The sequence below is a fragment of the Streptomyces sp. DSM 106670 genome (genome assembly GCF_055792845.1).
Genome location: NZ_CM147704.1, coordinates 1,034,317 through 1,057,110 on the forward strand (window position 1 = coordinate 1,034,317; position 22,794 = coordinate 1,057,110).

The 22,794-nt window shown below is 72.0% G+C and carries 20 protein-coding genes; 3 read left to right on the top strand and 17 right to left on the bottom strand.

Annotation, left to right across the window (positions count from 1 at the left end; translation table 11 throughout):
* Positions 1-78 precede the first annotated feature (78 nt).
* A complete protein-coding gene (locus ACSMXR_RS04355) occupies positions 79-789 on the top strand; it encodes a DUF5995 family protein (RefSeq protein ID WP_473171274.1) in 711 nt (236 codons plus the stop codon).
* Between the two features lie 34 nt (positions 790-823).
* Here ACSMXR_RS04355 and ACSMXR_RS04360 read toward each other — a convergent pair whose 3' ends face one another.
* The 5 genes from ACSMXR_RS04360 to ACSMXR_RS04380 form a co-directional block, all read right to left on the bottom strand.
* Positions 824-2,533, bottom strand: a complete 1,710-nt coding sequence (locus tag ACSMXR_RS04360; protein ID WP_218526778.1) for a flavin monoamine oxidase family protein — start codon at positions 2,531-2,533, stop codon at positions 824-826.
* A gap of 58 nt (positions 2,534-2,591) precedes the next feature.
* Complete coding sequence (locus ACSMXR_RS04365) at positions 2,592-3,389, bottom strand: carbon-nitrogen hydrolase family protein (protein ID WP_473171275.1); 798 nt, start codon at positions 3,387-3,389, stop codon at positions 2,592-2,594.
* A 219-nt stretch (positions 3,390-3,608) separates the two neighbouring features.
* Positions 3,609-4,067: an Lrp/AsnC family transcriptional regulator gene (locus ACSMXR_RS04370; RefSeq protein ID WP_030080365.1), complete on the bottom strand. Its 459-nt coding sequence runs from the start codon at positions 4,065-4,067 to the stop codon at positions 3,609-3,611.
* 115 nt (positions 4,068-4,182) lie between these two features.
* Positions 4,183-5,640, bottom strand: coding sequence for an aldehyde dehydrogenase family protein (locus ACSMXR_RS04375; protein WP_103507178.1), 1,458 nt, complete (start codon positions 5,638-5,640; stop codon positions 4,183-4,185).
* 164 nt (positions 5,641-5,804) lie between these two features.
* Complete coding sequence (locus tag ACSMXR_RS04380; protein WP_473171276.1) at positions 5,805-7,271, bottom strand: GuaB1 family IMP dehydrogenase-related protein; 1,467 nt, start codon at positions 7,269-7,271, stop codon at positions 5,805-5,807.
* 320 nt (positions 7,272-7,591) lie between these two features.
* Between ACSMXR_RS04380 and ACSMXR_RS04385 the strand changes: the two genes are divergently transcribed.
* Positions 7,592-8,668: a terpene synthase family protein gene (locus tag ACSMXR_RS04385; RefSeq protein WP_137232324.1), complete on the top strand. Its 1,077-nt coding sequence runs from the start codon at positions 7,592-7,594 to the stop codon at positions 8,666-8,668.
* A 67-nt stretch (positions 8,669-8,735) separates the two neighbouring features.
* Here ACSMXR_RS04385 and ACSMXR_RS04390 read toward each other — a convergent pair whose 3' ends face one another.
* From ACSMXR_RS04390 to fmt, 4 genes are all read right to left on the bottom strand, one after another.
* On the bottom strand, positions 8,736-9,731 hold the full coding sequence (locus tag ACSMXR_RS04390; RefSeq protein ID WP_137232323.1) for a sugar-binding transcriptional regulator: 996 nt from the start codon (positions 9,729-9,731) through the stop codon (positions 8,736-8,738).
* A 133-nt stretch (positions 9,732-9,864) separates the two neighbouring features.
* Entirely contained in the window at positions 9,865-10,548 is a 684-nt protein-coding gene (gene rpe, locus ACSMXR_RS04395; protein ID WP_137232322.1) for a ribulose-phosphate 3-epimerase, read from the bottom strand.
* A gap of 148 nt (positions 10,549-10,696) precedes the next feature.
* On the bottom strand, positions 10,697-12,130 hold the full coding sequence (locus ACSMXR_RS04400; RefSeq protein ID WP_473171277.1) for an RsmB/NOP family class I SAM-dependent RNA methyltransferase: 1,434 nt from the start codon (positions 12,128-12,130) through the stop codon (positions 10,697-10,699).
* Positions 12,131-12,248: 118 nt separating this feature from the next.
* Positions 12,249-13,181 carry a methionyl-tRNA formyltransferase gene (gene fmt / locus ACSMXR_RS04405; protein WP_218526774.1) on the bottom strand — a complete coding sequence of 311 codons (933 nt, stop codon included), beginning with the start codon at positions 13,179-13,181 and terminating at the stop codon, positions 12,249-12,251.
* A gap of 268 nt (positions 13,182-13,449) precedes the next feature.
* On the opposite strand from fmt, the gene ACSMXR_RS04410 reads away from it, so the two are divergent.
* Positions 13,450-14,016, top strand: coding sequence for a hypothetical protein (locus tag ACSMXR_RS04410; protein WP_137232319.1), 567 nt, complete (start codon positions 13,450-13,452; stop codon positions 14,014-14,016).
* Positions 14,017-14,104: 88 nt separating this feature from the next.
* Here ACSMXR_RS04410 and ACSMXR_RS04415 read toward each other — a convergent pair whose 3' ends face one another.
* From ACSMXR_RS04415 to ACSMXR_RS04450, 8 genes are all read right to left on the bottom strand, one after another.
* A complete protein-coding gene (locus ACSMXR_RS04415) occupies positions 14,105-16,249 on the bottom strand; it encodes a primosomal protein N' (protein WP_364888105.1) in 2,145 nt (714 codons plus the stop codon).
* A gap of 140 nt (positions 16,250-16,389) precedes the next feature.
* Entirely contained in the window at positions 16,390-17,598 is a 1,209-nt protein-coding gene (gene metK, locus ACSMXR_RS04420; protein ID WP_047175686.1) for a methionine adenosyltransferase, read from the bottom strand.
* Positions 17,599-17,831: 233 nt separating this feature from the next.
* Positions 17,832-19,043, bottom strand: a complete 1,212-nt coding sequence (gene coaBC, locus ACSMXR_RS04425) for a bifunctional phosphopantothenoylcysteine decarboxylase/phosphopantothenate--cysteine ligase CoaBC (RefSeq protein WP_473171278.1) — start codon at positions 19,041-19,043, stop codon at positions 17,832-17,834.
* A gap of 151 nt (positions 19,044-19,194) precedes the next feature.
* Entirely contained in the window at positions 19,195-19,467 is a 273-nt protein-coding gene (gene rpoZ / locus ACSMXR_RS04430; protein WP_003970369.1) for a DNA-directed RNA polymerase subunit omega, read from the bottom strand.
* A gap of 61 nt (positions 19,468-19,528) precedes the next feature.
* A complete protein-coding gene (gmk, locus tag ACSMXR_RS04435; RefSeq protein ID WP_103508894.1) occupies positions 19,529-20,122 on the bottom strand; it encodes a guanylate kinase in 594 nt (197 codons plus the stop codon).
* A 38-nt stretch (positions 20,123-20,160) separates the two neighbouring features.
* Positions 20,161-20,484, bottom strand: a complete 324-nt coding sequence (locus ACSMXR_RS04440) for an integration host factor (RefSeq protein ID WP_003970367.1) — start codon at positions 20,482-20,484, stop codon at positions 20,161-20,163.
* 246 nt (positions 20,485-20,730) lie between these two features.
* Positions 20,731-21,570: an orotidine-5'-phosphate decarboxylase gene (gene pyrF, locus ACSMXR_RS04445; RefSeq protein WP_473171279.1), complete on the bottom strand. Its 840-nt coding sequence runs from the start codon at positions 21,568-21,570 to the stop codon at positions 20,731-20,733.
* The gene (locus ACSMXR_RS04450; RefSeq protein WP_137232315.1) at positions 21,567-22,679 is read right to left on the bottom strand and encodes a quinone-dependent dihydroorotate dehydrogenase; all 1,113 of its coding nucleotides are present in this window, start codon (positions 22,677-22,679) and stop codon (positions 21,567-21,569) included. The genes pyrF and ACSMXR_RS04450 overlap by 4 nt, the downstream gene beginning before the upstream one ends.
* Between the last annotated feature and the right edge of the window lie 115 nt (positions 22,680-22,794).

Below are 22,794 nucleotides of genomic sequence, written 5' to 3' on the forward strand. Positions count from 1 at the left end.
GGCACCGTCGTTCGTCCGTTCCGATGAACCTCGGGCCGGTCGGCGCCGTGGCGAGCCTATGGCTGGGACGCTCCGCGCATGACGCAGATCGAGCAGTCCGCAGTACCGGCCCACGTCGGCGGCGCGCCGACGGGCGGCTCCCCGGTGATCGAACGTATGCGGGAATTGCGTTCCCGGTGGCCGTCAGCGGACGGGGTGGCGGTCTTCAACGAGGCCTATCTGGAGGTCGTCGAGACGACCGGTCCGGGCCTCGGCAGGGGTGGTCCCGACGACCGGGAGGCCGCCGCTCTGCTGGGCGTGCGCTGCGTGGAGCGCTATCTGTCGGCCGTGGAGACGGCGACGGCGGGCGGGCGGCCGCCGCAGTGCTGGCGCCCGCTGCTCCAGTACCGCCGCCATCCCGGCGTACGCCCGCTGCAGTTCGCGCTGAGCGGTCTGCAGGCGCACATCGGGCACGATCTGGTCCTGGCGGTGGTGGACACCTGTCGTACGCTCGGCTGCGCTCCGCCGGACCTGGAAGGGGAGTTCGAGCGCGTGGGTGATCTCCTCGTGTTGCTGGAGGAGCGGATCCACGACGATCTGATGCCGGGTCCCGATCTGCTGGAGATCGCGGACCCGGTGACGCATCTGGTGAGTTCCTGGAGCCTGGAGCGGGCCCGCGAGGCGGCCTGGTCGGCGGCCCGGGTGCTCTGGCGGCTGCGCGGATTCCCGTCGCTGGCCGAGGAGTTCAGCCGGCGGACCGACGCGAACGCGGGTCTGGTGGGGCGTTTCCTGCTCACGCCCTGCCGCTGACGCCCGCGCCCGCGTCGGTGCGCCGTGCCGCCGGTCAGTCCTCCGGGAGTTCCACCGGGGCGATCTCGTCGTAGACGTCGCCGGGGCCGGGGTTGGTCGCGTCGGTCGCCCCGCCGAACTGGTGCATGACGCCCCACACCGCGTTCAGCGCGGTCTGCACGGCGCCCTCGGCCCAGCCGGCCGTCCAGGAGATGTCGTCCCCGGCGAGGAAGATGCCCCGCTTGTCCTCGGGCAGCCGGTCCTGCATGAAGTGGGTGAACAGCCGCCGCTGGTAGCGGTAGTGGCCGGGCAGGTTCGCCTTGAACGCGCCCATGAAGTACGGCTCGTTCTCCCAGGAGACGGTGACCGGGTTGCCGATGATGTGGCTGCGGATGTCGACGTTCGGGTAGATCTCGCCGAGCGACTTGAGCATGACGTCCATGCGCTCCTTCGGGGAGAGCGGCAGCCACTTCAGGCTGTCGTCGCACCACGTGTAGGAGAGGCAGATGACGGCGGGCCTGTCCGGGCCTTCGTCCAGGAGGTACGTCCCCCGGGTCATCCGGTCGGTGAGCGTCATCGACATGGTGTCGCGGCCGGTGACGTTGCCCTGGCCGTCGACGGCCTTGTCCAGCCAGAACGGCCGGTCGACCGGCACGAACAGCTTGGACGACTCCATGTAGTGGGTGCGCTCCATCGCCGTCCAGTGGTCGATCGGGAAGAGCGCGTCATCGCAGTCGATCTTGGAGAGCAGCAGCCAGGACTGGCCGGTGAAGACCGCGGCCCGGAAGGTGCGGATGTCGCCGGTGGCGTCGGTGACGGTGATGCGGTTGCCCGCGGTGCGGGTCAGCCGGGTCACGGCGCCGCGCGGCTCGCCGTCGTGCAGGGAGGAGAGCGAGGTGCCGAGCGGCCAGTGGACGATCTTCTGCGGCTCGCGGTCCCACAGGCGCAGCGGGAGCTGCTGGCTGCCGCCGACGATGCCGCGGTGGTGGTCGTCGGCCTCGGTGTAGACGACGCGCAGGATCTCCAGGATGGAGTTGGGGAAGTCGGTGTCCCAGCCGCCGGTGCCGAAGCCGACCTGGCCGAAGATCTCACGGTGCCGGAAGGACTTGAAGGCCTCGGACTCGCAGAGGAAGCCGTAGAAGGTCTGGTTGTCGAGCCGCTCGACGAGCTGCGCCCAGATCTCCCGGATGCGCGGTACGTCGCGCTCGCGCAGCGCCCGGTTCATGTCGGAGAAGTCGGCGCCCTCCTCCAGGCAGGCGTTCCAGGCCTCGGCCACATCGCGGTAGACCTGCGGCAGGTCGTCGATGGTCTCGGCGTAGTGCGACTCGCCCTTGAGGTCCACGACGGTCGAGGGCGTGGCCGGGGAGAGCGGGTTGGGGAAGGGCCGGGTCTCCAGTCCCACCAGGTCGATGTAGTGCTGGAGCGCCGTGGAGGACGGCGGGAAGCGCATCGCGCCCATCTCGGCGGTGAGGTCGCCGTCGCAGCCGTCGAAGCCGACGGTACGCAGCCTGCCACCGATCTGATCGGCCTCGTAGACGACGGGCTTGAGGCCCATCTTCATCAGCTCGTACGCGGCGATGATGCCCGAGAGCCCGCCGCCGATGACGGCGACCTCCTGGCCGTGCTCGGTCGCCGGGATCTGCCCGAGGCCCGCCGGGTGGGCGAGGAAGTCGTCGTACGCGTACGGGAAGTCCGGCCCGAACATGGTGATCGGCGGGGCGGCCGCGTCGGTGTGCTGGACGGCGTTGGGCACCGTGGACGTCATGGGGTACGGACTCCTTGCGCGATGACTCTGGGGAGGTGAAGTCGGGGAGGGGGCGGGCTCAGGCGAGGGAGCCGTACAGACCGGGGCGGCGGTCCTGCAGATAGGGGTTGGCGGCGCGCGAGGCGGCCAGGAACTCCGGGTCCACCTCGCCGACGACGAGCTCCTCGCCGCGGCCAGCGCGGGTGCGCACGGTGCCGTCGGGTCCGGCCAGGCAGCTGAGCCCGACGAACTCGAACTCGCCTTCCGGGCCGGTGCGGTTGACGTACGCCACGTACATCTGGTTCTCGAAGGCGCGGACGGGGACGACGGATTCGGCGACGAACTGGAAGGGGTGCATCTGCGCGGTGGGCACCAGCAGCAGATCGGTACCGGCCAGGGCGTGCGCCCGGACGTTCTCCGGGAACTCGACGTCGTAGCAGATCAGCAGGCCGATGCGGAGGCCGTCGAGGTCGGCCTGGACGACGGTCTGCTCGCCGGGGGTGAACCACTCCTGTTCGAAGCAGCCGAACAGGTGGGTCTTGCGGTAGTTCGCGAGACGGGTGCCGTCGGGGCCGATGAGCTGGGAGGCGTTGAAGATCCGCTCCCCGTCGTGCTCCGGGTAGCCGTAGAGGACGGCGAGGCCGTGGCGTACGGCGATCTCGGCGACGGCCTGCGCGCCGGGGCCGTCGGCCGGCTCGGCGAGTACGGGGACGGCGTCGCCGATGGCGTAACCGGTGAGGAACAGCTCCGGCGAGACCAGCAGCCGGGCTCCGGCGCCGGCGGCCCGTGCGGCGGCCTCGTCGAGCACCTTCAGGTTCTCGGCGACGGCGCCCGGACGTCCGGAGCTCTGGAGCAGGGCGGTGCGCAACGACGGCATGGCTGACCTCGGGCGGTGCGGGCGGGGTGGGGAGACGTATCGAAGGTACGTGGCCCGCTTCGGCCCGGACAAGGCGCGAGTGTTGCGCGTCGACCGTTGATTCGTTGCGCGGGAAGGCTCCCTGGCGGCGAAACGTTGCGTCCGACATCGTCGCAGGTCAGAGGGGTGATCTGCGCCACCTGTTTCCGGCCGCGGCAGTCTCGGAACGCCCGGCGCGCCCTAGGCGGGCGGCGCCTCCGCCGAGTACCGGCGCAGCAGTGGCGAGAGCACCAGGACGGACTTGGTCCGCTCGACGTACGGCTCCCCCGCGATCCGCTCCAGGACCTGTTCGAAGTGGCGCATGTCGGCGGCGAAGACCTGCACCACCGCGTCCGCTTCGCCCGTGACGGTGGAGGCCGCGGCGATCTCCGGATAGCGGGCGAGGCCCTGCTTGATCGCTTCCGGGGAGGTGTTGCGGCTGCAGTAGATCTCGATGAACCCCTCGGTCTCCCAGCCGAGCGCCGCCGGGTCGACCCGCACGGTGAAGCCGGTGATCGCGCCCTCGGCCCGCAGCCGGTCGACGCGGCGTTTCACGGCGGGGGCGGAGAGGCCGATGAGCGCGCCGATGTCGGCGTAGGAGCGCCGGGCGTCTTCGGCGAGGGCGTGGACGATGCGTTCGTCGAGGTCGTTCAGGCGCACGTCGGGCGGTTCACTTCTCTGCGGTGGGTCGGCTGGCGGGAGGCGGAGGGTGCCGCCTCCCGCAGTAGACCACGGGCCGCCGCACCGGGCATGCCCGGTGCGGCGGAGCAGGCCGTCAGAAGGGGAACTGCGAGCGGCCGTGCTGGATGGAGATCCACTTCTGGGTGGTGAAGGCCTCGGTCATCGAGTCGCCGTTCAGCCGGCCGAGGCCGGAGCTCTTCTCGCCGCCGAAGGGGACGATCGGCTCGTCGTGGACGGTGCCGTCGTTGATGTGGATCATGCCGGTGTGGATGCGCTGACCGATCCGCACCCCGCGCTCGATGTTGCCGGTGTGGACGGCGCCGCTGAGGCCGTACGGGGTGTCGTTGGCGATGCGGACGGCCTCGTCCTCGCCGTCGAAGGGGATCAGCAGGGCGACGGGGCCGAAGATCTCCTGGTGCAGGACGGGCGAGTCGGCGGCGAGGCCGGTCAGGACGGAGGGGCTGACCAGGTTGCCGTCGGCGCGGCCGTGCAGGAGGGCCGTCGCGCCGGCCGCCACGGTCTGGTCGACGAGCTTGGAGACGGACTCGGCCTGCGAGGAGTTGATCAGCGGGCCGATCTGGGTGGCCGGGTCGGCGGGGTCGCCGACGGTGAGCGAGGCGACCTTGGCGACGAACTTCTCGGTGAACTCCGCCTCGACGGCGCGGTCGACCAGGATGCGGTTGGCGGCCATGCAGACCTGGCCCTGGTGGACGTACCGGCTGAAGACCGCCGCGTCGACGGCGTAGTCCACATCGGCGTCGTCGAGCACGATCAGGGCGCTGTTGCCGCCGAGTTCGAGGACGGCGCGCTTGAGGTTGCGGGCGCAGACGGTGGCGACGTGGCGGCCGACCTTGTCCGAGCCGGTGAAGGAGATGACCTGCGGCACGGGGTGCTCCAGCAGGGTGTCGCCGATCTCCGCGATGTCGGTGATCACGACGTTCAGCAGTCCGGCGGGCAGCCCGGCGTCCTCGAAGATCTTGGCGAGCAGGGTGCCGCCGCAGATCGGGGTGTTCTGGTGCGGCTTGAGGACGACGGCGTTGCCGAGGGCCAGCGCGGGCGCGACGGACTTGAGGGAGAGCAGGAAGGGGAAGTTGAACGGGCTGATCACGCCGACGACCCCGACGGGCACGCGGTAGACGCGGTTCTCCTTGCCCTCGGTGGGCGAGGGGAGGATCTGTCCGGCGGGGCGCAGGGCCAGCTGGATCGCCTCGCGGAGGAATTCCTTGGCCAGGTGCAGTTCGAAGGCGGCCTTCAGCCGGGTGCCGCCGAGCTCGGCGACGATGGCCTCGCCGATCTCCGGCTCGCGCTCCTCGACGAGGCGCAGCGCCTTCTCCAGGACGGCCCGCCTGCTGTACGGGTTGGTGTCCGCCCACGCCTGCTGGGCGCGCTCCGCGGCGCGGTAGGCCTGGTCGACCTCGTCGGCGGTGGCGACCGGGATCGAGGCGAGCTTCTCCCCGTCGAACGGGTTGAAGTCGATGATGTCCCAGGACCCCTTCCCCGGCCTCCACTCGCCGTCGATGTACTGATGGGCCAGGTCAGTGAAGAAGGACATGAGATCCCTTACCGCAGAGAGGCAGGCAGCTGAGTGCGCTTCATATTACTTATATTTCAACAGAGTTGAAGCGCCGCCCCGGCCACTCCGGAAGGCCGGAAACGGCCCCGCCCCCTCCGGCGCGAAATGGCCGGAAGGGGCGGGGTCGTTGCGGTGATCGGGGATCAACTCCAGCTGGCGTGCAGCGGCTTGCCCTCGGCGTAACCGGCGGCGCTCTGGACGCCGACGACGGCCTTCTCGGCGAACTCCGCGAGGGAGCCGGCACCGGCGTAGGTGCAGGAGGAGCGGACGCCCGCGATGATCGAGTCGATCAGGTCCTCGACGCCCGGGCGGGTCGGGTCCAGGAACATCCGCGAGGTGGAGATGCCCTCCTCGAACAGCGCCTTGCGGGCGCGGTCGTACGCGGACTCGTCCGAGGTGCGGTTCTTGACGGCGCGGGCCGAGGCCATCCCGAAGGACTCCTTGTAGAAGCGGCCGTCGGCGGACTGCTGGAGGTCGCCGGGCGACTCGTACGTGCCCGCGAACCAGGAGCCGATCATCACGTTGGACGCGCCGGCGGCGAGCGCCATCGCGACGTCGCGCGGGTGCCGGACGCCACCGTCGGCCCAGACGTGCTTGCCGTGCTTCTTCGCCTCGGCGGCGCACTCCAGGACGGCGGAGAACTGCGGGCGGCCGACGCCGGTCATCATCCGGGTGGTGCACATGGCGCCGGGGCCGACGCCGACCTTGATGATGTCCGCGCCCGCCTCGATCAGGTCGCGCACGCCCTCGGCGGCGACGATGTTGCCCGCGACGATCGGCACCCGGGGGGCGAGCGCCCGCACGGCCCTCACCGCGCTGATCATGGATTCCTGGTGGCCGTGGGCGGTGTCCACGACGAGGACGTCGGCGCCCGCGTCCAGGAGCTGCTTGGCCTTGCCGGCCACGTCGCCGTTGATGCCGACGGCGGCCGCGATGCGCAGCTTGCCCTCGGCGTCGGTGGCGGGGGTGTAGAGCGTGGCGCGCAGGGCGGCCTTGCGGGTCAGGATGCCGACGAGGCGGCCGTCGGCGTCGACCGCCGGGGCGAGCTTGCGGTTGGCGCCGTCGAGCTTGTTGAAGGCGTCGCGCGGGTCGATGTCGGCGTCGAGCAGCACCAGGTCCTTGGACATGACCTCGGAGAGCTGGGTGAAGCGGTCGACGCCGGTGAGGTCGTGGTCGGTGACGACGCCCACCGGGCGGCGGTCGGCGTCGACGACGACGCCCGCGCCGTGGGCGCGCTTGGGCAGCAGCGACAGCGCGTCGGCGACGGTCTGGCCGGGGGCCAGCTCGATCGGGGTGTCGAGGACGAGGTGGCGCGTCTTGACCCAGGAGATGACGTCGGTGACGACCTCGATCGGGATGTCCTGGGGGATGACGACGAGCCCGCCGCGGCGGGCGATGGTTTCGGCCATCCGGCGGCCCGCGATGGCGGTCATGTTGGCGACCACGAGCGGAATGGTGGTGCCGGTTCCGTCGGGCGACGAGAGGTCCACACCCTGCCGGGAGCCGACCGCGGAGCGGCCCGGAACCATGAAGACGTCGTCGTACGTGAGGTCGTACGGGACCGCGGGGGACTCTGTGTAGCGACCGGTGCCCGGCTCAAGAAAACGCATAACACTCATTTTTTCATACGAAACGGTGCAGGTCGTTTCCACGAAGACACAGCAAAAGACCCCCGCGTTCGTCCGTTCCTCCAAGGAGCACCGAGGAGTGCTCCGAGAAGGTGGCCGGGGGCCCCGGGCAAGTGGAACCTGCCTTACCCACGGACTCTACCCGAACGGTATTCGAATCATTCGTGATCACGATCCCTGGACCGGGTGACAAGGGGTCAGGTAGCTTCAAACCCGCAGGTCTCGGGGGTGTCCGAAGCGTCGATCCGGCTCGTCGGCACCCCTGGGCACACCGTTTGACCGGAGAGGATCCAGATCCGCCTGTGGACAGCGAACTGCCGGACATCTACTGCCCGTTCCCGCAGCGGACCAACCCGCACGTGGGACACACCCGGGGGCATCTGGACGCCTGGACCAGACGGACGGGTCTGGTCCACCGCGAGTCCGCGAGGCACCGATTCGAACAAGCCGATTTCGGGTCGTTCGTCGGCATGGTCTACCCGACGGCCGACGAGGAGCACCTCGACCTGGTGGCCGACTGGTTCGTCTGGCTCTTCCTGGTCGACGACCAGCTCGACGACGGCCACCTCGGCCGTTCACCCGATCGGGTGAGAGATGTCGTCGAACGCATGCGCGCGGTGGTCGACGGCTCCGCCCCCGAGCCGCTGCCCGGGGAAGAGGTCCCGGCCGCCGTGACCGCACTGGCCGATCTGTGGAAACGTACGACGCCGAACGCCGCGCCCCACTGGCGCACCCGGTTCGCCTGGCATCTGATCACCTACCTCACGACGGCCACGACCTGGGAGGCGGGAAACCGCGCCGAGGACGTGGTGCCCTCGGAGGAGACGTACATCGCCAAGCGGCGGCACACCGGGGCCATCCACGTCTGCATGGACCTCATAGAGATCGTGGCGGGCATCGAGGCGCCGGAGTCGCTCCACAACGACCCCCGCTTCATCACCGCGCTGGAAGCCGCGTGCAACCACGTGTGCTGGGCCAACGACGTGTACTCCTTCGAGAAGGAGCAGGTGCTCGGCGAGATCCACAACCTCGTCCACCTGGTCCGCCACCACCGGGGCTTCGGGGAGCAGCAGGCGCTGGACCATGTCGCGGAGCGGCTCGCGATGGAGACCGAACGGTTCCTGACCGCTGAGGACGAGCTGCTTGAGCTGTATCCGGAGCTGTCCGGGCTGCTGGTGCCGTATCTCGACGGGATGCGGAGCTGGATGCGCGGCAATCTGGACTGGTCGCGCCAGACGCCCCGCTACAACCCCGCGGACGTGGGCCAGTACGAGGAGCCTGAGGAGTATCTGGAGGAGACCGTGCTGGGCGTCCCGCCCGCGCGCACCGAGGTGGCGGCTCCCGCCCCGTGCGCGGCGAAGGCGCCGCCGGCCGGCTGAGGGCGGCCAGGACGTGCCGAGGGCCGTGCACCCCGCTGGGTGCACGGCCCTCGGCGCGTCCTGGGTGTCACTCCCCGTCCGGGTCGGCCCGCTCCAGCGCCGGGCGGACGCCCGCGGCGGACTCGGTGAGCAGATAGTCGGCCGCGGCGGTGTCCGTGACCAGGCTGGTGACCAGACCGGAGCGGAGCACCGCGCCGATCGCCGCCGCCTTGCGCCGGCCGCCCGCGATGGCGACCACCTCGGGGATCCGGCGCAGCCGGTCCGCCTCCACGGTGATGCAGCGCTCCCCGAGGTCACGGCCGACCCGGCGGCCTTCGGAGTCGAAGAGGTGCGCGGACATCTCGGCGGCGACGCCGAGCGAGGCGTAGTGGGCGCGCTCCTCGTCCGAGAGCATGTCGTGGACCGTGGAGATGCCCGGCTCCCAGGAGCCGATGGAGACGGCGGCGACCGTCACCTTGTCGAAGTACTCGAAGGCGCGGGCGATGCCCGTCTGCTCGCGCAGCGCGGCGGCCGTCGCGGGGTCGGGCAGCAGCATCGGGGCGTAGATGGGGTGCGCCTCGCCGCCGGACACCTGGGCGGCCCGGCGGACCGCCTCGACCGAGCCGCGCTCGGCGGTGCCCGCGTCGTACACCCCGGTCAGCTGGACGACCGTGCACGGCGGGAGCCGGTCGAGGGCGGCCGCCATGTGGATGGTGGAGCGACCCCAGGCCAGGCCGAGCACATCGCCCTCGGCCACCAGTTCGCCGAGGAGGTCGGCCGCGACCTCGCCCAGGTTCTCCGGGTCGGGGGCGTCCTCCGGCTCCTCGGCCGGGGACTCCACGACGACCGCGTGGCGCAGCCCGTAACGGGCCCGGAGCGCGTCGGAGCGTTCGGCGTCGAGCTCGGCCGGTACCCGGATCTCGATCCGTACGAGATCGCGTTCGAGGGCGGTCTCCAGGACCCGGGCCACCTTGAAGCGGCTCACGCCGAACTCCTCGGCGATCTGGATCTTGGACTTGCCCTCCAGGTAGAACCGGCGGGCCATGGCCGCCGCCTGCACCAGCTCCGCGGGTCCCATCCGCATGGCTGACCGACCCGCCGAGATGCCAGACACCGCGATCTCCTCACTGCTGTTCACACGCCCGATACGCCGTTCATCCTGTCAGATCCGGCGATCCTTGATCGGCCCTGTCGGACCGCGTTCATCTGCCCTTGGTTCAGTGGCCGCATGCCCAGGGGGCGGCGGCCGTGACCGCCTCCGCCTGCGCCCGCAGCCCGCGCACCGCAGCCGCCGGGTCCGCCGCCCCGTAGACCGCGGATCCGGCCACGAAGACATCGGCGCCGGCCTCGGCACACCGCTCGATGGTGGTGGCCGAGACCCCGCCGTCGACCTGGAGCCACAGTTCGAGGCCGTGCTTGCTGATCAGCTCCCGGGTGCGGCGGATCTTCGGCAGCATGATGTCCAGGAAGGCCTGCCCGCCGAAGCCCGGCTCGACCGTCATGATCAGCAGCATGTCCAGCTCGGGCAGCAGATCCTCGTACGGCTCGATCGGCGTCGCGGGCTTCAGCGCCATCGAGGCGCGCGCCCCCTTCGCCCGGATCTCCCGCGCCAGCCGCACCGGAGCCGCCGCGGCCTCCACGTGGAAGGTGACGGACCCGGCTCCGGCCTCCACGTACTGCGGGGCCCAGCGGTCCGCGTCCTCGATCATGAGGTGGCAGTCCAGCGGGGTGTCCGTGGCCTTGCCGAGCGCCTCGACGATCGGCACGCCGAGGGTCAGGTTGGGCACGAAGTGGTTGTCCATGACATCGACGTGGAGCCAGTCCGCGCCTTCGACCGCCTTCGCCTCCTCGGCGAGACGCGCGAAATCGGCGGACAGGATGCTGGGGTTGATCTGCGCCATGACCCAAGCGTGCCACGTCCGCGGCCGGTTCCCCGCCTCGATGCCCTCCGAAGCCTCACACGGCCATCACAGTCCGCACATTCTGGGCATTTTGCCAGCGCTTTACTTTTCTTTTGCCCAACGGGCGGACACGCTGACGCGGTGATATTCAGCCGGTCCGGCGCAGCAGAGCCAGATACATCGCGTCCGTGCCGTGCAGATGCGGCCAGAGCTGGACGTCGGGCCCCTCCCCCAGCGCGGGCACGTCGGGCATCAGCGGGCGGGCGTCGACCCACTCCGCCTCCACCGGATCCCCGCCCCGGCCCTTGAGGACGTCCTCGACCACCACCCGGGTCTCCGCGAGATGCGGCGAGCAGGTCGCGTAGCCCACCACTCCGCCGACCCGCACCGCCTTCAACGCCTCGCGCAGCAGGCCGCGTTGGAGCGGGGCGAAGCCCTCCAGATCCTCGGGCCGACGCCGCCAGCGGGACTCCGGGCGGCGGCGCAGCGCACCGAGGCCGGAGCAGGGCACGTCCATCAGGATGCGGTCGAAGGTGCCGGGCAGCCACGGCGGGCGGGTGCCGTCGGCGGTGATCACCTGGTACGGGCCGGGGTTGCCGGCGAGCGCCCGCTCGACCAGCCGGGCACGGTGCGGCTGCTTCTCGGCGGCGAGCAGCATCGCGCCGCGTCCGGCGGCCAGCGCCGCGAGCAGGGCGGCCTTGCCGCCGGGGCCCGCGCAGCCGTCCAGCCAGCGGGTGTCGCGGCCCTCGACGGGTACGGCGGCCAGGGCGGCGGCGACGAGCTGGCTGCCCTCGTCCTGGACGCCCGCCCGGCCCTCCTGGACGGCTTCCAGCGCGCCGGGCTCGCCGCCCTCGGCCATCCGGACGGCGTACGGCGACCAGCGGCCCGGCAGGGAGTTGTCCTCGCCCAGGGCCTTGACCAGCTCGTCGGTGGTGGAGCGGCCGGGGCGGGCCGCCAGCGTCACCTCGGGCCGCTCGTTGTCGGCCTCCAGGAGGTCCTCGATGCCCGCCCGGCCGCCGCCCAGCGCGTCCCAGAGGGCGGAGACGATCCAGCGGGGGTGGGAGTGGACGACGGCGAGGTGGTCCTCGGCGTCCTCGTCGTACGGCGGGGCGACCTTCTCCACCCAGCCGTCGAGGTCGTGCGCGGTGACCTTGCGCAGCACCGCGTTGACGAACTTCGCACGCCCCTCCCCCAGCACCACCCGGGCCAGCTCCACACTGGCGGAGACGGCCGCGTGGGTGGGGATACGGGTGCCGAGCAGCTGGTGGACGCCCATGTTCAGGACGTCCAGGACCGGCGGGTCGACCTCGCGCAGCGGCCGGTCGATACAGGCCGCCACGATCGCGTCGTACGTGCCCTGGCGGCGCAGCGTCCCGTAGACCAGCTCGGTCGCCAGCGCCGCGTCCCGGCCGTCGAAGTCGCCCTTGGCGCGGGCCTTCTTCAGCAGCGGGGGCAGCACCAGGTTGGCGTACGCGTCGCGCTCGTCGACGGCCCGCAGCGCCTCGAAGGCGAGGAAGCGGACCGGGTCCTTCTTGGGACGGCGGTGGGGCTTGGCGGGACGGCGACGCGGCTGGTCGTTCACGTGAAAGGTGCTCCGCTGAGGGTGAGAGGGGCGAACCCTCCCAGCGTACGTCGCCGTCCCCGGCCGCCCGAACGGCAGCCCGGGGCGCGCGAACGCCGCCCCGGGCCCGGGAAGCCCGCTACAGGCCCAGCAGCTCGCCGTGGGCGATGCGGACGCCGCGCGCCCAGTCGGCGGCCTTCATCGGCTTCTTGCCCTGCGGCTGGACCCAGAGCAGCTCGACCGCGTGCGATCCGGTGCCCACGTACACGTTGTTCTTGGCGGCCGACAGCTCGCCGGGGGCCAGGTCGGTGCGGTCCAGGACCGGCGTGGCCTGGATCAGCTTGAGCCGCTCGCCGCGGAACAGGGTCCAGGCGCCGGGGGCCGGGGTGCAGCCGCGTACGACGCGGTCGACGCGCAGCGCCGGAGCGGACCACTGGATCTGCGCGTCCTCGACGGTGATCTTCGGGGCCAGGGTGACCCCGTCGTGCGGCTGGGGCACGGCGTGCAGCGTGCCGTCCTCGATACCGTCCATGGTGGCCGCCAGCAGCCCGGCGCCGGCGAAGGCGAGCCGGGTGAGCAGATCGCCGCTGGTGTCGGTGGGGCGGATCTCCTCGGTGAGGACGCCGTAGACCGGCCCGGAGTCCAGGCCCTCCTCGATCAGGAAGGTCGAAGCGCCCGTCACCTCGTCGCCCGCCATCACCGAGTGCTGCACCGGCGCCGCGCCCCGCCAGGCGGGCAGCAGCGAGAAGTGCAGGTTGACCCAGCCCCGGGCGGGCACGTCGAGGGCGACCTTGGGCAGCAGGGCGCCGTAGGCGACGACCGGGCAGCAGTCGGGGGCGATCTCGCGCAGCCGGGCGAGGAACTCCTCGTCCCGGGGCTTGGCCGGCTTGAGCACCTCGATCCCGGCCTCCTCCGCCCGCTCGGCCACCGGGCTCGCGACGAGTCGGCGGCCCCGCCCGGCCGGGGCGTCGGGACGGGTCACCACGGCGGCCACCTCATGGCGCTCGGAGGCGATCAGGGCGTCCAGGGCGGGGACGGCGACTTCGGGGGTGCCGGCGAAGACGAGCTTCATGGTGGCTGACTGCCTCTCGGGCCAAGACGTACGGTGACGAGCAGCACACCAGTCTAGGGGTGCCCCGGCCGGCACGGCCCGGCCGCACCCTGGTGCGGGGGCGGCTACCAGGGGGCGTACGCGCGCCGCGCACGCCCCGTGCATATGCACATACGCCCCGATAGCGTGACCACATACCCGGCTCGGGCGTTGGTCAAAGGAGATTGACCGAAGCGGGCCGCCCCGATGCGGCCCGATCCCTTTCAACGCCGGTTCGAGAGGCTTCTTCATGGCCGACCACGCAACCCACGACGCCCAAGCGCGGGCCAGTCTGCATCTTCTGGTGCGGGACATCGAGCGGGTCCGGCGGCAGGTGGACGCGCTGCGCACCCTCACCGCCCAGCTGGGCAACGTCTACCGTCCGCGCCGCTCCGGCCCCTCCGCGGGCTTCGTCGTCTACGGCAGGGCCCCGGCCCCCACCGTCCGCCTCGCCCAGGAACTGCGGGACAGCGTCGAGACCCTGGTCACGGCCGCGGTGGACTTCGACCGCTCGCTGGGCTTCTCCTGGGACGCGGTGGGCTCCGCCCTCGGCGTCACCAAGCAGGCCGTGCACCGCCGTTACGGGACCCGCCGGGCCACGCCGCAGCCCGCGGCCGAGACGGCGGGCGAGACGACGGCCGTGCCGCGCCCCGTCTCCGTCGGCCCCGGTCTGACCGGGTCCTCCGCCGGAGGGTCCGGCTCCCCGGTGCCCTCCGTCCCGGCGGCCCGCTCCATGCCGCCGCAGCCGTCGGCGGCCCAGCAGCCGGCCCGCGAGGAACTGCGCCCCGGCGCCTTCCCCGGCCCCCGCAACGGCTGACCGTACGCCGCCCCTCTGCCCCACCGTGCCGGTCGCACGGCGGGGCAGTCCGCTGTCCGGGCCCAGAGGCCGGGGGCTTCCCCTGGTCTCAGCCGATGTCCGGCGGGTCGATCCTGATGCGTATCGGGTCGGTGGCGCCCTTGGCCGTACGGGCCGCGAGCGCCGACTTCAGGGCGCGGGCCAACGCCGCGCCGCGCCCCGGGACCACCCGGACCAGGGCCCGCTCCCAGGTCTCGCCCGGCGGGGCGTCCCCGGGTCGGCGGGGTCGGCCGGGTCCGGCCGACGGGACCGGCACCGGGCCCAGGATCTCGGCCTCCGGCGGCAGCCCGGCGGTCCGGAGGAAGACGGCCAGGGCCTCGGCCGGGCCGGTCACCGAGGCCATCCGGGAGACCGGCGGGAAGCCCAGCTCGGCCCGCTCCGCCAGCTCCCGCCGGGCGAATCCCGCCGGGTCCCAGCGGACCAGCGCCTGCACCGCACGCTCCGTCGGCTCGGCCACGATCACCACCGTGCCGCCCTCGTCCTGCCCCCGCACCAGCGCCGACGCCGCCGTCCACCGCCGCAGCGCCTCCTCGCCCGCCCGCAGATCGGGGCGGCCGAGCATGGCCCAGCCGTCCAGCAGCAGGGCCGCCGCATAGCCGCCCTCGGCGACGGGCTCCGCGCCCGGCGTGGAGACGACCAGGGCCGGGGCGTCCGGCACCGCGTCCAGGATGTGATCGCGCCCCGAGGTGCGGACCGGCACGGCGGGGAAGGCCCGGCCCAGCTCCTCCGCCGTGCGTCGGGCACCGACGATCTGGGCGCGCAGCCGGTTGGCGCCGCACTGGGCGCAGTGCCAGGACCGCTCGGCCCGCCCGCACCAGGCGCAGTTCAGATCCTGCTGGTCCGGGGCCTGGAGAGGGCCCGCGCAGTGCCGGCAGCGGGCGGGCGTGCGGCAGCGTTCGCAGGCGAGGCGGGGGGCGTAACCCCGCCGGGGCACCTGGACCAGCACCGGGCCGTTGCGCAGGCCGTCGCGCACGGTCCCCCAGGCCAGGCTGGGCAGCCGGGCGGACCGGGCGGCGCCGTCCCGGGCCAGCTCGCCGTCGCCGACCGTACGGATGAGGGGCGCGGCCCGGCGCAGTCGCTCGCGGTCCGCGAGGAGCGGCAGCGCCCAGCCGCTCTCCACGAGCTGGGCGGCCTCGACCGTGCAGCTGGTGCCGCCGAGCAGAAAGCCGCACCGGCCCTGTGCCGCCCGTAGCTCCAGGACCTCGCGGACGTGCGGGAAGGGGGCGTTGTCGTCGCTGTGGCTGGAGTCCCCGTCGTCCCAGATGACGACCAGCCCGAGGTCCTGGACGGGGGCGAACATGGCGGCCCGGGTCCCGACGACCGCCCGGACCGAACCCCGGCGCACGGCGAGCCACTGGCGGTAGCGCTTCTCGGGGCCGGATTCGGCGGTCAGCAGGGCGTGCCGGCCCGCGCCGAGCGCCTCGGTCAGGGCCGCGTCGACCCGTCCGGCGGCCCGCCCGTCCGGGACGACGACGAGTGCGCCGCGCCCGGAGGAGAGCGTCGCCGCGACGGCCCCGGCGATCTCGGCGGGCCAGTGCGGGCCGGGCAGGGCGCTCCACACGGCGCGCGGCGCACCGCCCTCGGCCAGTGCGCGCAGGAAGGCCGGGCCCTGGCCGTACCGCTCCCAGCTGCCCGGCTCGGGGGGCGGTGGCGGGGGCAGCGGGTCCGGGGAGGGCTTGGACTCGGCGCGGGCGTTGCGCGGTGGCACGGCGAGCTGGAGGACGTCGGCGAGGCTGCCCGCGTACCGGTCGGCGACGGCACGGCAGAGGGCGAGCAGCTCGGGTCCGAGGACCGGCTCCGGGGAGACCACCGAGGCGATGGCGGCCAGCGCTCCCTGATAGTCGGAGTCGGCGCGGCGCTCGACGATGAAACCGTCGATGAGGCCGCCGCCCTCGCGCCGCCCGCCCTGGACGTTGCGCCCGCCGGCTCCGAAGCGGACCCGCACCCGGACGCCGGGCCGGGCGTCGGCGTCCAGCTCCTCGGGGACCGCGTAGTCGAAGTACTGGTCGAGGTGGAGGACGCCCTTGTTGACGAGGACGCGGGCGACGGGCAGTTCCCCGGCGAGGGGCGCGCCGCGCCAGGTCCGCGGCTTGGCGCGCGGCACCTTCGCCCGGCGCACGGTCTCCCGGATCAGCGCAAGCTGCTCCGGAGCCCCGGCACCGGGCTCGGCGGACTGCTCGTTCTCGCTGCTCACAGCTGAATTCCTACCAGAGACCACTGACAGCGGCGGGGGCACGGCAGCGGGGCCCGGCCACCGCGTTCGGTGTCCGGGCCCCGCCGTCGTACTCGATGTCGCCCGCTCCGCTGTCGTACGCGGACGGGTCGGCCGCGGACCTAGAGGCCGGCGGCGGCGCGGAGTGCGTCCACGCGGTCCGTGCGCTCCCAGGTGAAGTCCGGCAGCTCACGGCCGAAGTGGCCGTACGCGGCGGTCTGGGCGTAGATCGGACGCAGTAGGTCGAGGTCACGGATGATCGCGGCCGGACGCAGGTCGAAGACCTCGCCGATCGCGTTCTCGATCTTCTCCGTGTCGACCGCGGCGGTGCCGAAGGTCTCCACGAAGAGACCGACCGGCTCGGCCTTGCCGATCGCGTACGCGACCTGGACCTCGCAGCGCGCGGCGAGACCGGCGGCCACCACGTTCTTGGCGACCCAGCGCATCGCGTACGCCGCCGAGCGGTCGACCTTGGACGGGTCCTTGCCCGAGAACGCACCGCCACCGTGGCGGGCCATCCCGCCGTACGTGTCGATGATGATCTTGCGGCCGGTGAGGCCCGCGTCGCCCATCGGGCCGCCGATCTCGAAGCGGCCGGTCGGGTTCACCAGCAGGCGGTAGCCCTCGGTGTCCAGCTTGATGCCGTCCTCGACGAGCTGCGCGAGGACGTGCTCGACGACGAACTCACGGATGTCCGGCGCGAGCAGCGAGTCCAGGTCGATGTCGCTCGCGTGCTGCGAGGAGACGACCACCGTGTCCAGCCGGACCGCCTTGTCACCGTCGTACTCGATGGTGACCTGCGTCTTGCCGTCCGGGCGCAGGTAGGGGATCGTCCCGTTCTTGCGCACCTCGGAGAGCCGCCGGGAGAGGCGGTGGGCGACGTGGATCGGGAGCGGCATCAGCTCCGGGGTCTCGTCGCAGGCATAGCCGAACATCAGGCCCTGGTCGCCCGCGCCCTGCTTGTCGAGCTCGTCCTCATCGCCCTCGACCCGCTTCTCGTACGCGGTGTCGACGCCCTGCGCGATGTCCGGCGACTGCGCGCCGATCGACACCGAGACGCCACAGGAAGCACCGTCGAAGCCCTTTTTGGAGGAGTCGTAACCGATCTCCAGAACCTTGTTGCGCACGAGGTTGGGGATGTCGGCGTAGGCCTTGGTGGTGACCTCGCCCGCGACATGCACCAGACCGGTGGTGATCAAGGTCTCGACGGCGACGCGCGAGGAGGGGTCCTCACGCAGGAGCGCGTCGAGAATCGTGTCGCTGATCTGGTCAGCGATCTTGTCGGGGTGACCCTCGGTGACAGATTCCGAGGTGAAGAGACGGCGGGACACATCGCTCCCTGGGGTTGCAGCGGCTGCTGGCTGATCATGGGTGGCACGGCTCGAGAGCTGCGCTCGGCTCGTACCGACGGCCAGTTTATCGGTCGCATCCGGCGGCCGGGCCAGGTGTCTCGCCCTTTGGGAGGTTCGTGACGTGCGCCACGTGGGTCACCAGTAGGACAATCCACCCTTCCCGGCCGCCATTTTGGGCCTTATGGGACGATTTTGCTCGCCCGGAGGGTTGATTATGAAATCGGCTGGAACCTTCCTGAAACCAGATCCCAGACCGTGTCGGCAAGCGCTTCCTTCGGTCCGTACGGCACCGGGGTCTCCTGGCCGTCGGCGGCGAGGACGACCGCTTCGTTCTCCTCCGAGCCGAAGGTCTTGCGCTCCCCCACCTCGTTGACGACGAGGAGGTCGCAGCCCTTGCGGCGGAGCTTCGCCCGGCCGTTGGCCAGCACGTCGTCGGTCTCGGCGGCGAATCCGACGACGATCTGACCGGGCCGGGCCCGCTCGGCGGAGACCTCGGCGAGGATGTCGGGGTTACTGACCAGGGTGACCGCGGGGGCCTCCTCGCCGTCCTTCTTCTTGATCTTGCCGGTGGCGTATTCGGCAGGGCGGAAGTCGGCCACCGCGGCCGCCATCACCACGACGTCCGCGTCGGAGGCGGCCTTCAGCACGGCCTCGCGCAGCTGGACGGCCGTGCCGACCCGCAGGACGTCGGCCCCGGCCGGGTCGGGCAGCCCGGTGTTGGCCTCGATCAGGGTGACCCGGGCCCCCCGGGCCACCGCGGTACGCGCCAGCGCGTAGCCCTGCTTGCCGGAGGAGCGGTTGCCCAGGAAGCGCACCGGGTCGAGCGGCTCACGGGTGCCGCCCGCGCTGATCACCACATGGCGGCCCGCGAGGTCGCTCCCGGTGACCCCGCGCGCCAGCACCCGGCGGCAGACCTCGAAGATCTCGCCCGGGTCGGGCAGCCGGCCCTTGCCGGTGTCGACACCGGTGAGCCGCCCGACGGCGGGCTCGATGACCACGGCGCCCCGGCGGCGCAGGGTGGCGACGTTCTCCTGGGTGGCCGGGTGCTCCCACATCTCGGTGTGCATGGCGGGGGCGAAGACCACCGGACAGCGGGCGGTCAGGAGCGTGTTGGTGAGCAGGTCGTCGGCGAGCCCGTGGGCGGCCTTGGCCAGCATGTCCGCGGTGGCCGGGGCGACCACGACGAGGTCGGCGCCCTGCCCGATCCGCACGTGCGGGACCTCGTGGACGTCCTGCCAGACCTCGTCGGAGACCGGGTGGCCGGAGAGCGCCGACCAGGTGGCGGCCCCCACGAAGTGCAGCGAGGCGGCGGTCGGGACGACCCGTACGTCATGGCCGGACTCGGTCAGCCGGCGCAACAGCTCGCACGCCTTATAGGCGGCGATGCCCCCGCTGACCCCCAGGACCACCTTCGGCTTGTCCACTGCGTCTCCCCGCACTCGGCAACGTCACGGCAACGTATGCGTCCCATGCTGCCTCACCGCGTGGAGAGCGCGTTCACCCGGCCCCGGACACACCTCAGGCCCGGCGGACGGGCCGCCGGGCCTGGAGTGAAGGTGCCGTGGTGCTGCTGAATTACTGCGCGGGGCCCTCGATGGCCTCGGAGGTCAGCAGGCCCGCGTTGATCTCGCGGAGCGCGATCGACAGCGGCTTCTCGTGCACGTGGGTGTCGACGAGCGGACCGACGTACTCGAGGAGACCCTCGCCGAGCTGCGAGTAGTACGCGTTGATCTGGCGGGCGCGCTTGGCCGCGTAGATCACCAGGCTGTACTTCGAGTCGGTGGCCTCGAGGAGCTCATCAATCGGCGGGTTGATGATGCCCTCGGGCGTGGTGATGGAAGAGGACACTCTCTGCCTTCCGAAGGGGGTGTAGATCAAAGATCCGGGAGATCTGGACGATCTCGGAGATCTAGGCCTGAAGCATCAACGTTAGCAGCTCGCGTGCCACGTCCTCGACGGAGGTGTTGACGAGCGTCGTATCGAACTCGGCCTCGGCGGCCAGTTCGACCTTCGCGGCGGCGAGCCGGCGCTCGATGACCTCGGGCGCCTCGGTGCCCCGGCCGGTGAGCCGGCGCACCAGCTCCTCCCAGCTCGGCGGAGCCAGGAAGACCAGGCGGGCGTCGGACATCGACTGGCGGACCAGCCGGGCGCCCTGGAGGTCGATCTCCAGCAGGACCGGCTCGCCCGCCTCCAGGCGGTCCAGCACGGCGCGACGAGGTGTGCCGTAGCGGTTGCCCGCGAACTCGGCCCACTCCAGCAGCTCACCGTTGGCGATGAGCTTGTCGAACTCCTCGTCGTCCACGAAGAAGTAGTGGACACCGTTGCGCTCCCCGGGGCGCGGCTTGCGTGTCGTCGCCGACACGGAGAGCCAGACCTCGGGGTGCACGGTGCGCATATGAGCGACGACCGTGCTCTTGCCGACGCCCGAAGGGCCGGAGAGCACGGTCAGCCGCGGACGTACGTCCGGGGGTACGGGGGACGTCCCCCGGGATGTTGCAGCCATGGGGCGATTATCCAGGTTCTCAGGAGTGCCTGAGAACGTCAGGCGGGGCTGCCGCCGAACTCACGCTCCAGGGATGCGATCTGATTGGAGCCAAGACCCCTGACCCGGCGGCTCTCGGAGATGCCGAGACGCTCCATGATCTGCTTGGCGCGGACCTTGCCGACGCCCGGCAGGGATTCCAGCAGTGCGGAGACCTTCATCTTCCCGATGACGTCGTTCTCCTGGCCCTGCTTGATGACCTCGTGGAGGGAGGCGCCGGAGTGCTTGAGTCGATTCTTGACCTCGGCCCGCTCCCGGCGAGCCGCGGCGGCCTTTTCGAGCGCGGCTGCGCGCTGTTCAGGGGTAAGGGGCGGAAGAGCCACGCCTACGTCACCTCGGATGTCGATCTGTCGGATACGGACCGGCGGGGAAGCTGGACGCCACCCCACCAGGTGAGCGACGAACACACTGTGCTCGGCCGCTCTTCGACGGAGACTAGCGCCAAGGGCCGCTGTAGTCAGCGAGAACAGACGAAAAGTCCTGGTCAGCTGTGGCCGACCAGGATTTTCCCGACATATCGACCAGGTTTCCCGTCAGTAATTCGTCAACACGCTGTAAACGTGTCAGGGTCAGCTGCCGGATACGGCACGACGGACCTCGTCCGCGAACCGCTCGGCCGCTTCGCGCAGCCCGGACACGTCCGGGCCGTGGCGCAGCACGCCCCGGCTCACGCTGGGCACCACATTGCCCACCGCGTCGCCGAACACCGTCGGCAGATCCGCGGGGGTCGCGCCCTGGGCGCCGATGCCGGGCGCGAGCAGCGGTCCGTTGATCGCCAGGTTCACCCCCGCGTCGCCGAGCGTCGCGCCGACCACCGCGCCGACCGAGCCGAGCGGAGCCGCTCCCTCGTTCTCCGCCGCCATGTGGTCGAGCATCAGCTGGGCGAGCGAGCGGCCGTCGGCGGCCGTGGCCCGCTGGACCTCGGCGCCCTCCGGGTTGGAGGTGAGGGCGAGGACGAAGACGCCCGCGCCGGAGACGGCGGCGGCGTCCAGTGCCGGGCGCAGCGAGCCGAAGCCCAGGTACGGGGAGACGGTGACCGCGTCCGAGAAGAGCGGCGAGTCCCTGTCCAGGTAGGTCGCCGCGTAGGCGCCCATGGTGGAGCCGATGTCGCCGCGCTTGGCGTCCATCAGGACGAGCGCGCCGGCCGCCCGCGCCTCCTCGACGGCCTTCTCCAGGACGGCGACGCCGCGCGATCCGAAGCGCTCGAAGAACGCGGACTGCGGCTTGAGGACGGCGACCCGGTCGGCCAGCGCCTCCACGACGGTCCGGGTGAAGCGCTCCAGGCCGGCGATGTCGTCGTTCAGGCCCCAGGAGGTGAGCAGCGATGCGTGCGGGTCGATGCCGACGCAGAGCGGCCCGCGGGTGTCCATGGCGTGGCGCAGGCGGGCGCCGAAGGGTTCGGTGGTCACAGGGCGGCCTTCTTCCGGGTCTCGGCGCCGACGGCTTCGGCGAGGGTGGCGTACGGGGAGGCGGCGAGCCGGGCGGCGAGGCCCTGGTGGATCGCGCGGGCGTAGCAGGGGCCCTCGTAGATGAAGGCGCTGTAGCCCTGGACGAGGGTGGCTCCGGCGAGGATGCGCTGCCAGGCGTCCTCGGCGGTCTCGACGCCCCCGACGCCCACCAGGGTGATCCGGTCCCCCACGCGGGCGTACAGGCGGCTCAGGACCTCCAGCGAGCGCTCCTTGAGGGGCGCGCCGGAGAGTCCGCCGGTCTCCCCCACCAGCTCGGGGGCGGACTTCAGGCCCAGGCTCTCGCGGGCGATGGTGGTGTTGGTGGCGATGATGCCGTCCAGGCCCAGCTCCACGGCGAGGTCGGCGACGGCGTCGACGTCCTCGTCCGCGAGGTCCGGGGCGATCTTGACGAGCAGCGGGACGCGCCGGGTGGTGACGGTGCGGTCGGCGGCCTCGCGTACGGCGGTGAGCAGCGGCCGCAGCGACTCGGTGGCCTGGAGGTTGCGCAGGCCGGGGGTGTTGGGCGAGGAGACGTTGACGACCAGGTAGTCGGCGTGGGCGGCCAGCGCCTCGGTGGACTTCACGTAGTCGGCGGCGGCCTCGGCCTCGGGCACGACCTTGGTCTTGCCGATGTTGACGCCGACCGTGGTGCGGAAGACCGGGTTACGGGCGGCCAGCCGGGCGGCGACGGCGGCGGAGCCCTCGTTGTTGAAGCCCATGCGGTTGATCAGCGCACGGTCGGCGACGAGCCGGAAGAGGCGCTTCTTGGGGTTGCCGGGCTGCGGTTCGCCGGTGACGGTGCCGATCTCGATGTGGTCGAAGCCGAGCATCGCCATGCCGTCGATCGCGACGGCGTTCTTGTCGAAGCCGGCGGCGAGCCCGAAGGGGCCGTGCATCCGCAGGCCGAGGGCCTCGGTGCGCAGCTCCTTGTGGCGGGGGGCGAGGGCGGCGGCGACGAAGGTGCGCAGCACGGGGGTCCGGGCGGCGAGGCGGATCCAGCGGAAGGCGGCGTAGTGGGCCTGCTCGGGGTCCATCCGCTTGAAGACCAGCCGGAAGAAGAGCTTGTACATGAAGAGATGTCCTCACAGAGAGGGGGACACCGTTTCCGGTGTCCCCCTGCTGGGCTGCCGGGGGTGCCCGGCGGATCAGGGCCGGACAGGCCGCGGCGCATGGTGCGGTGCATCG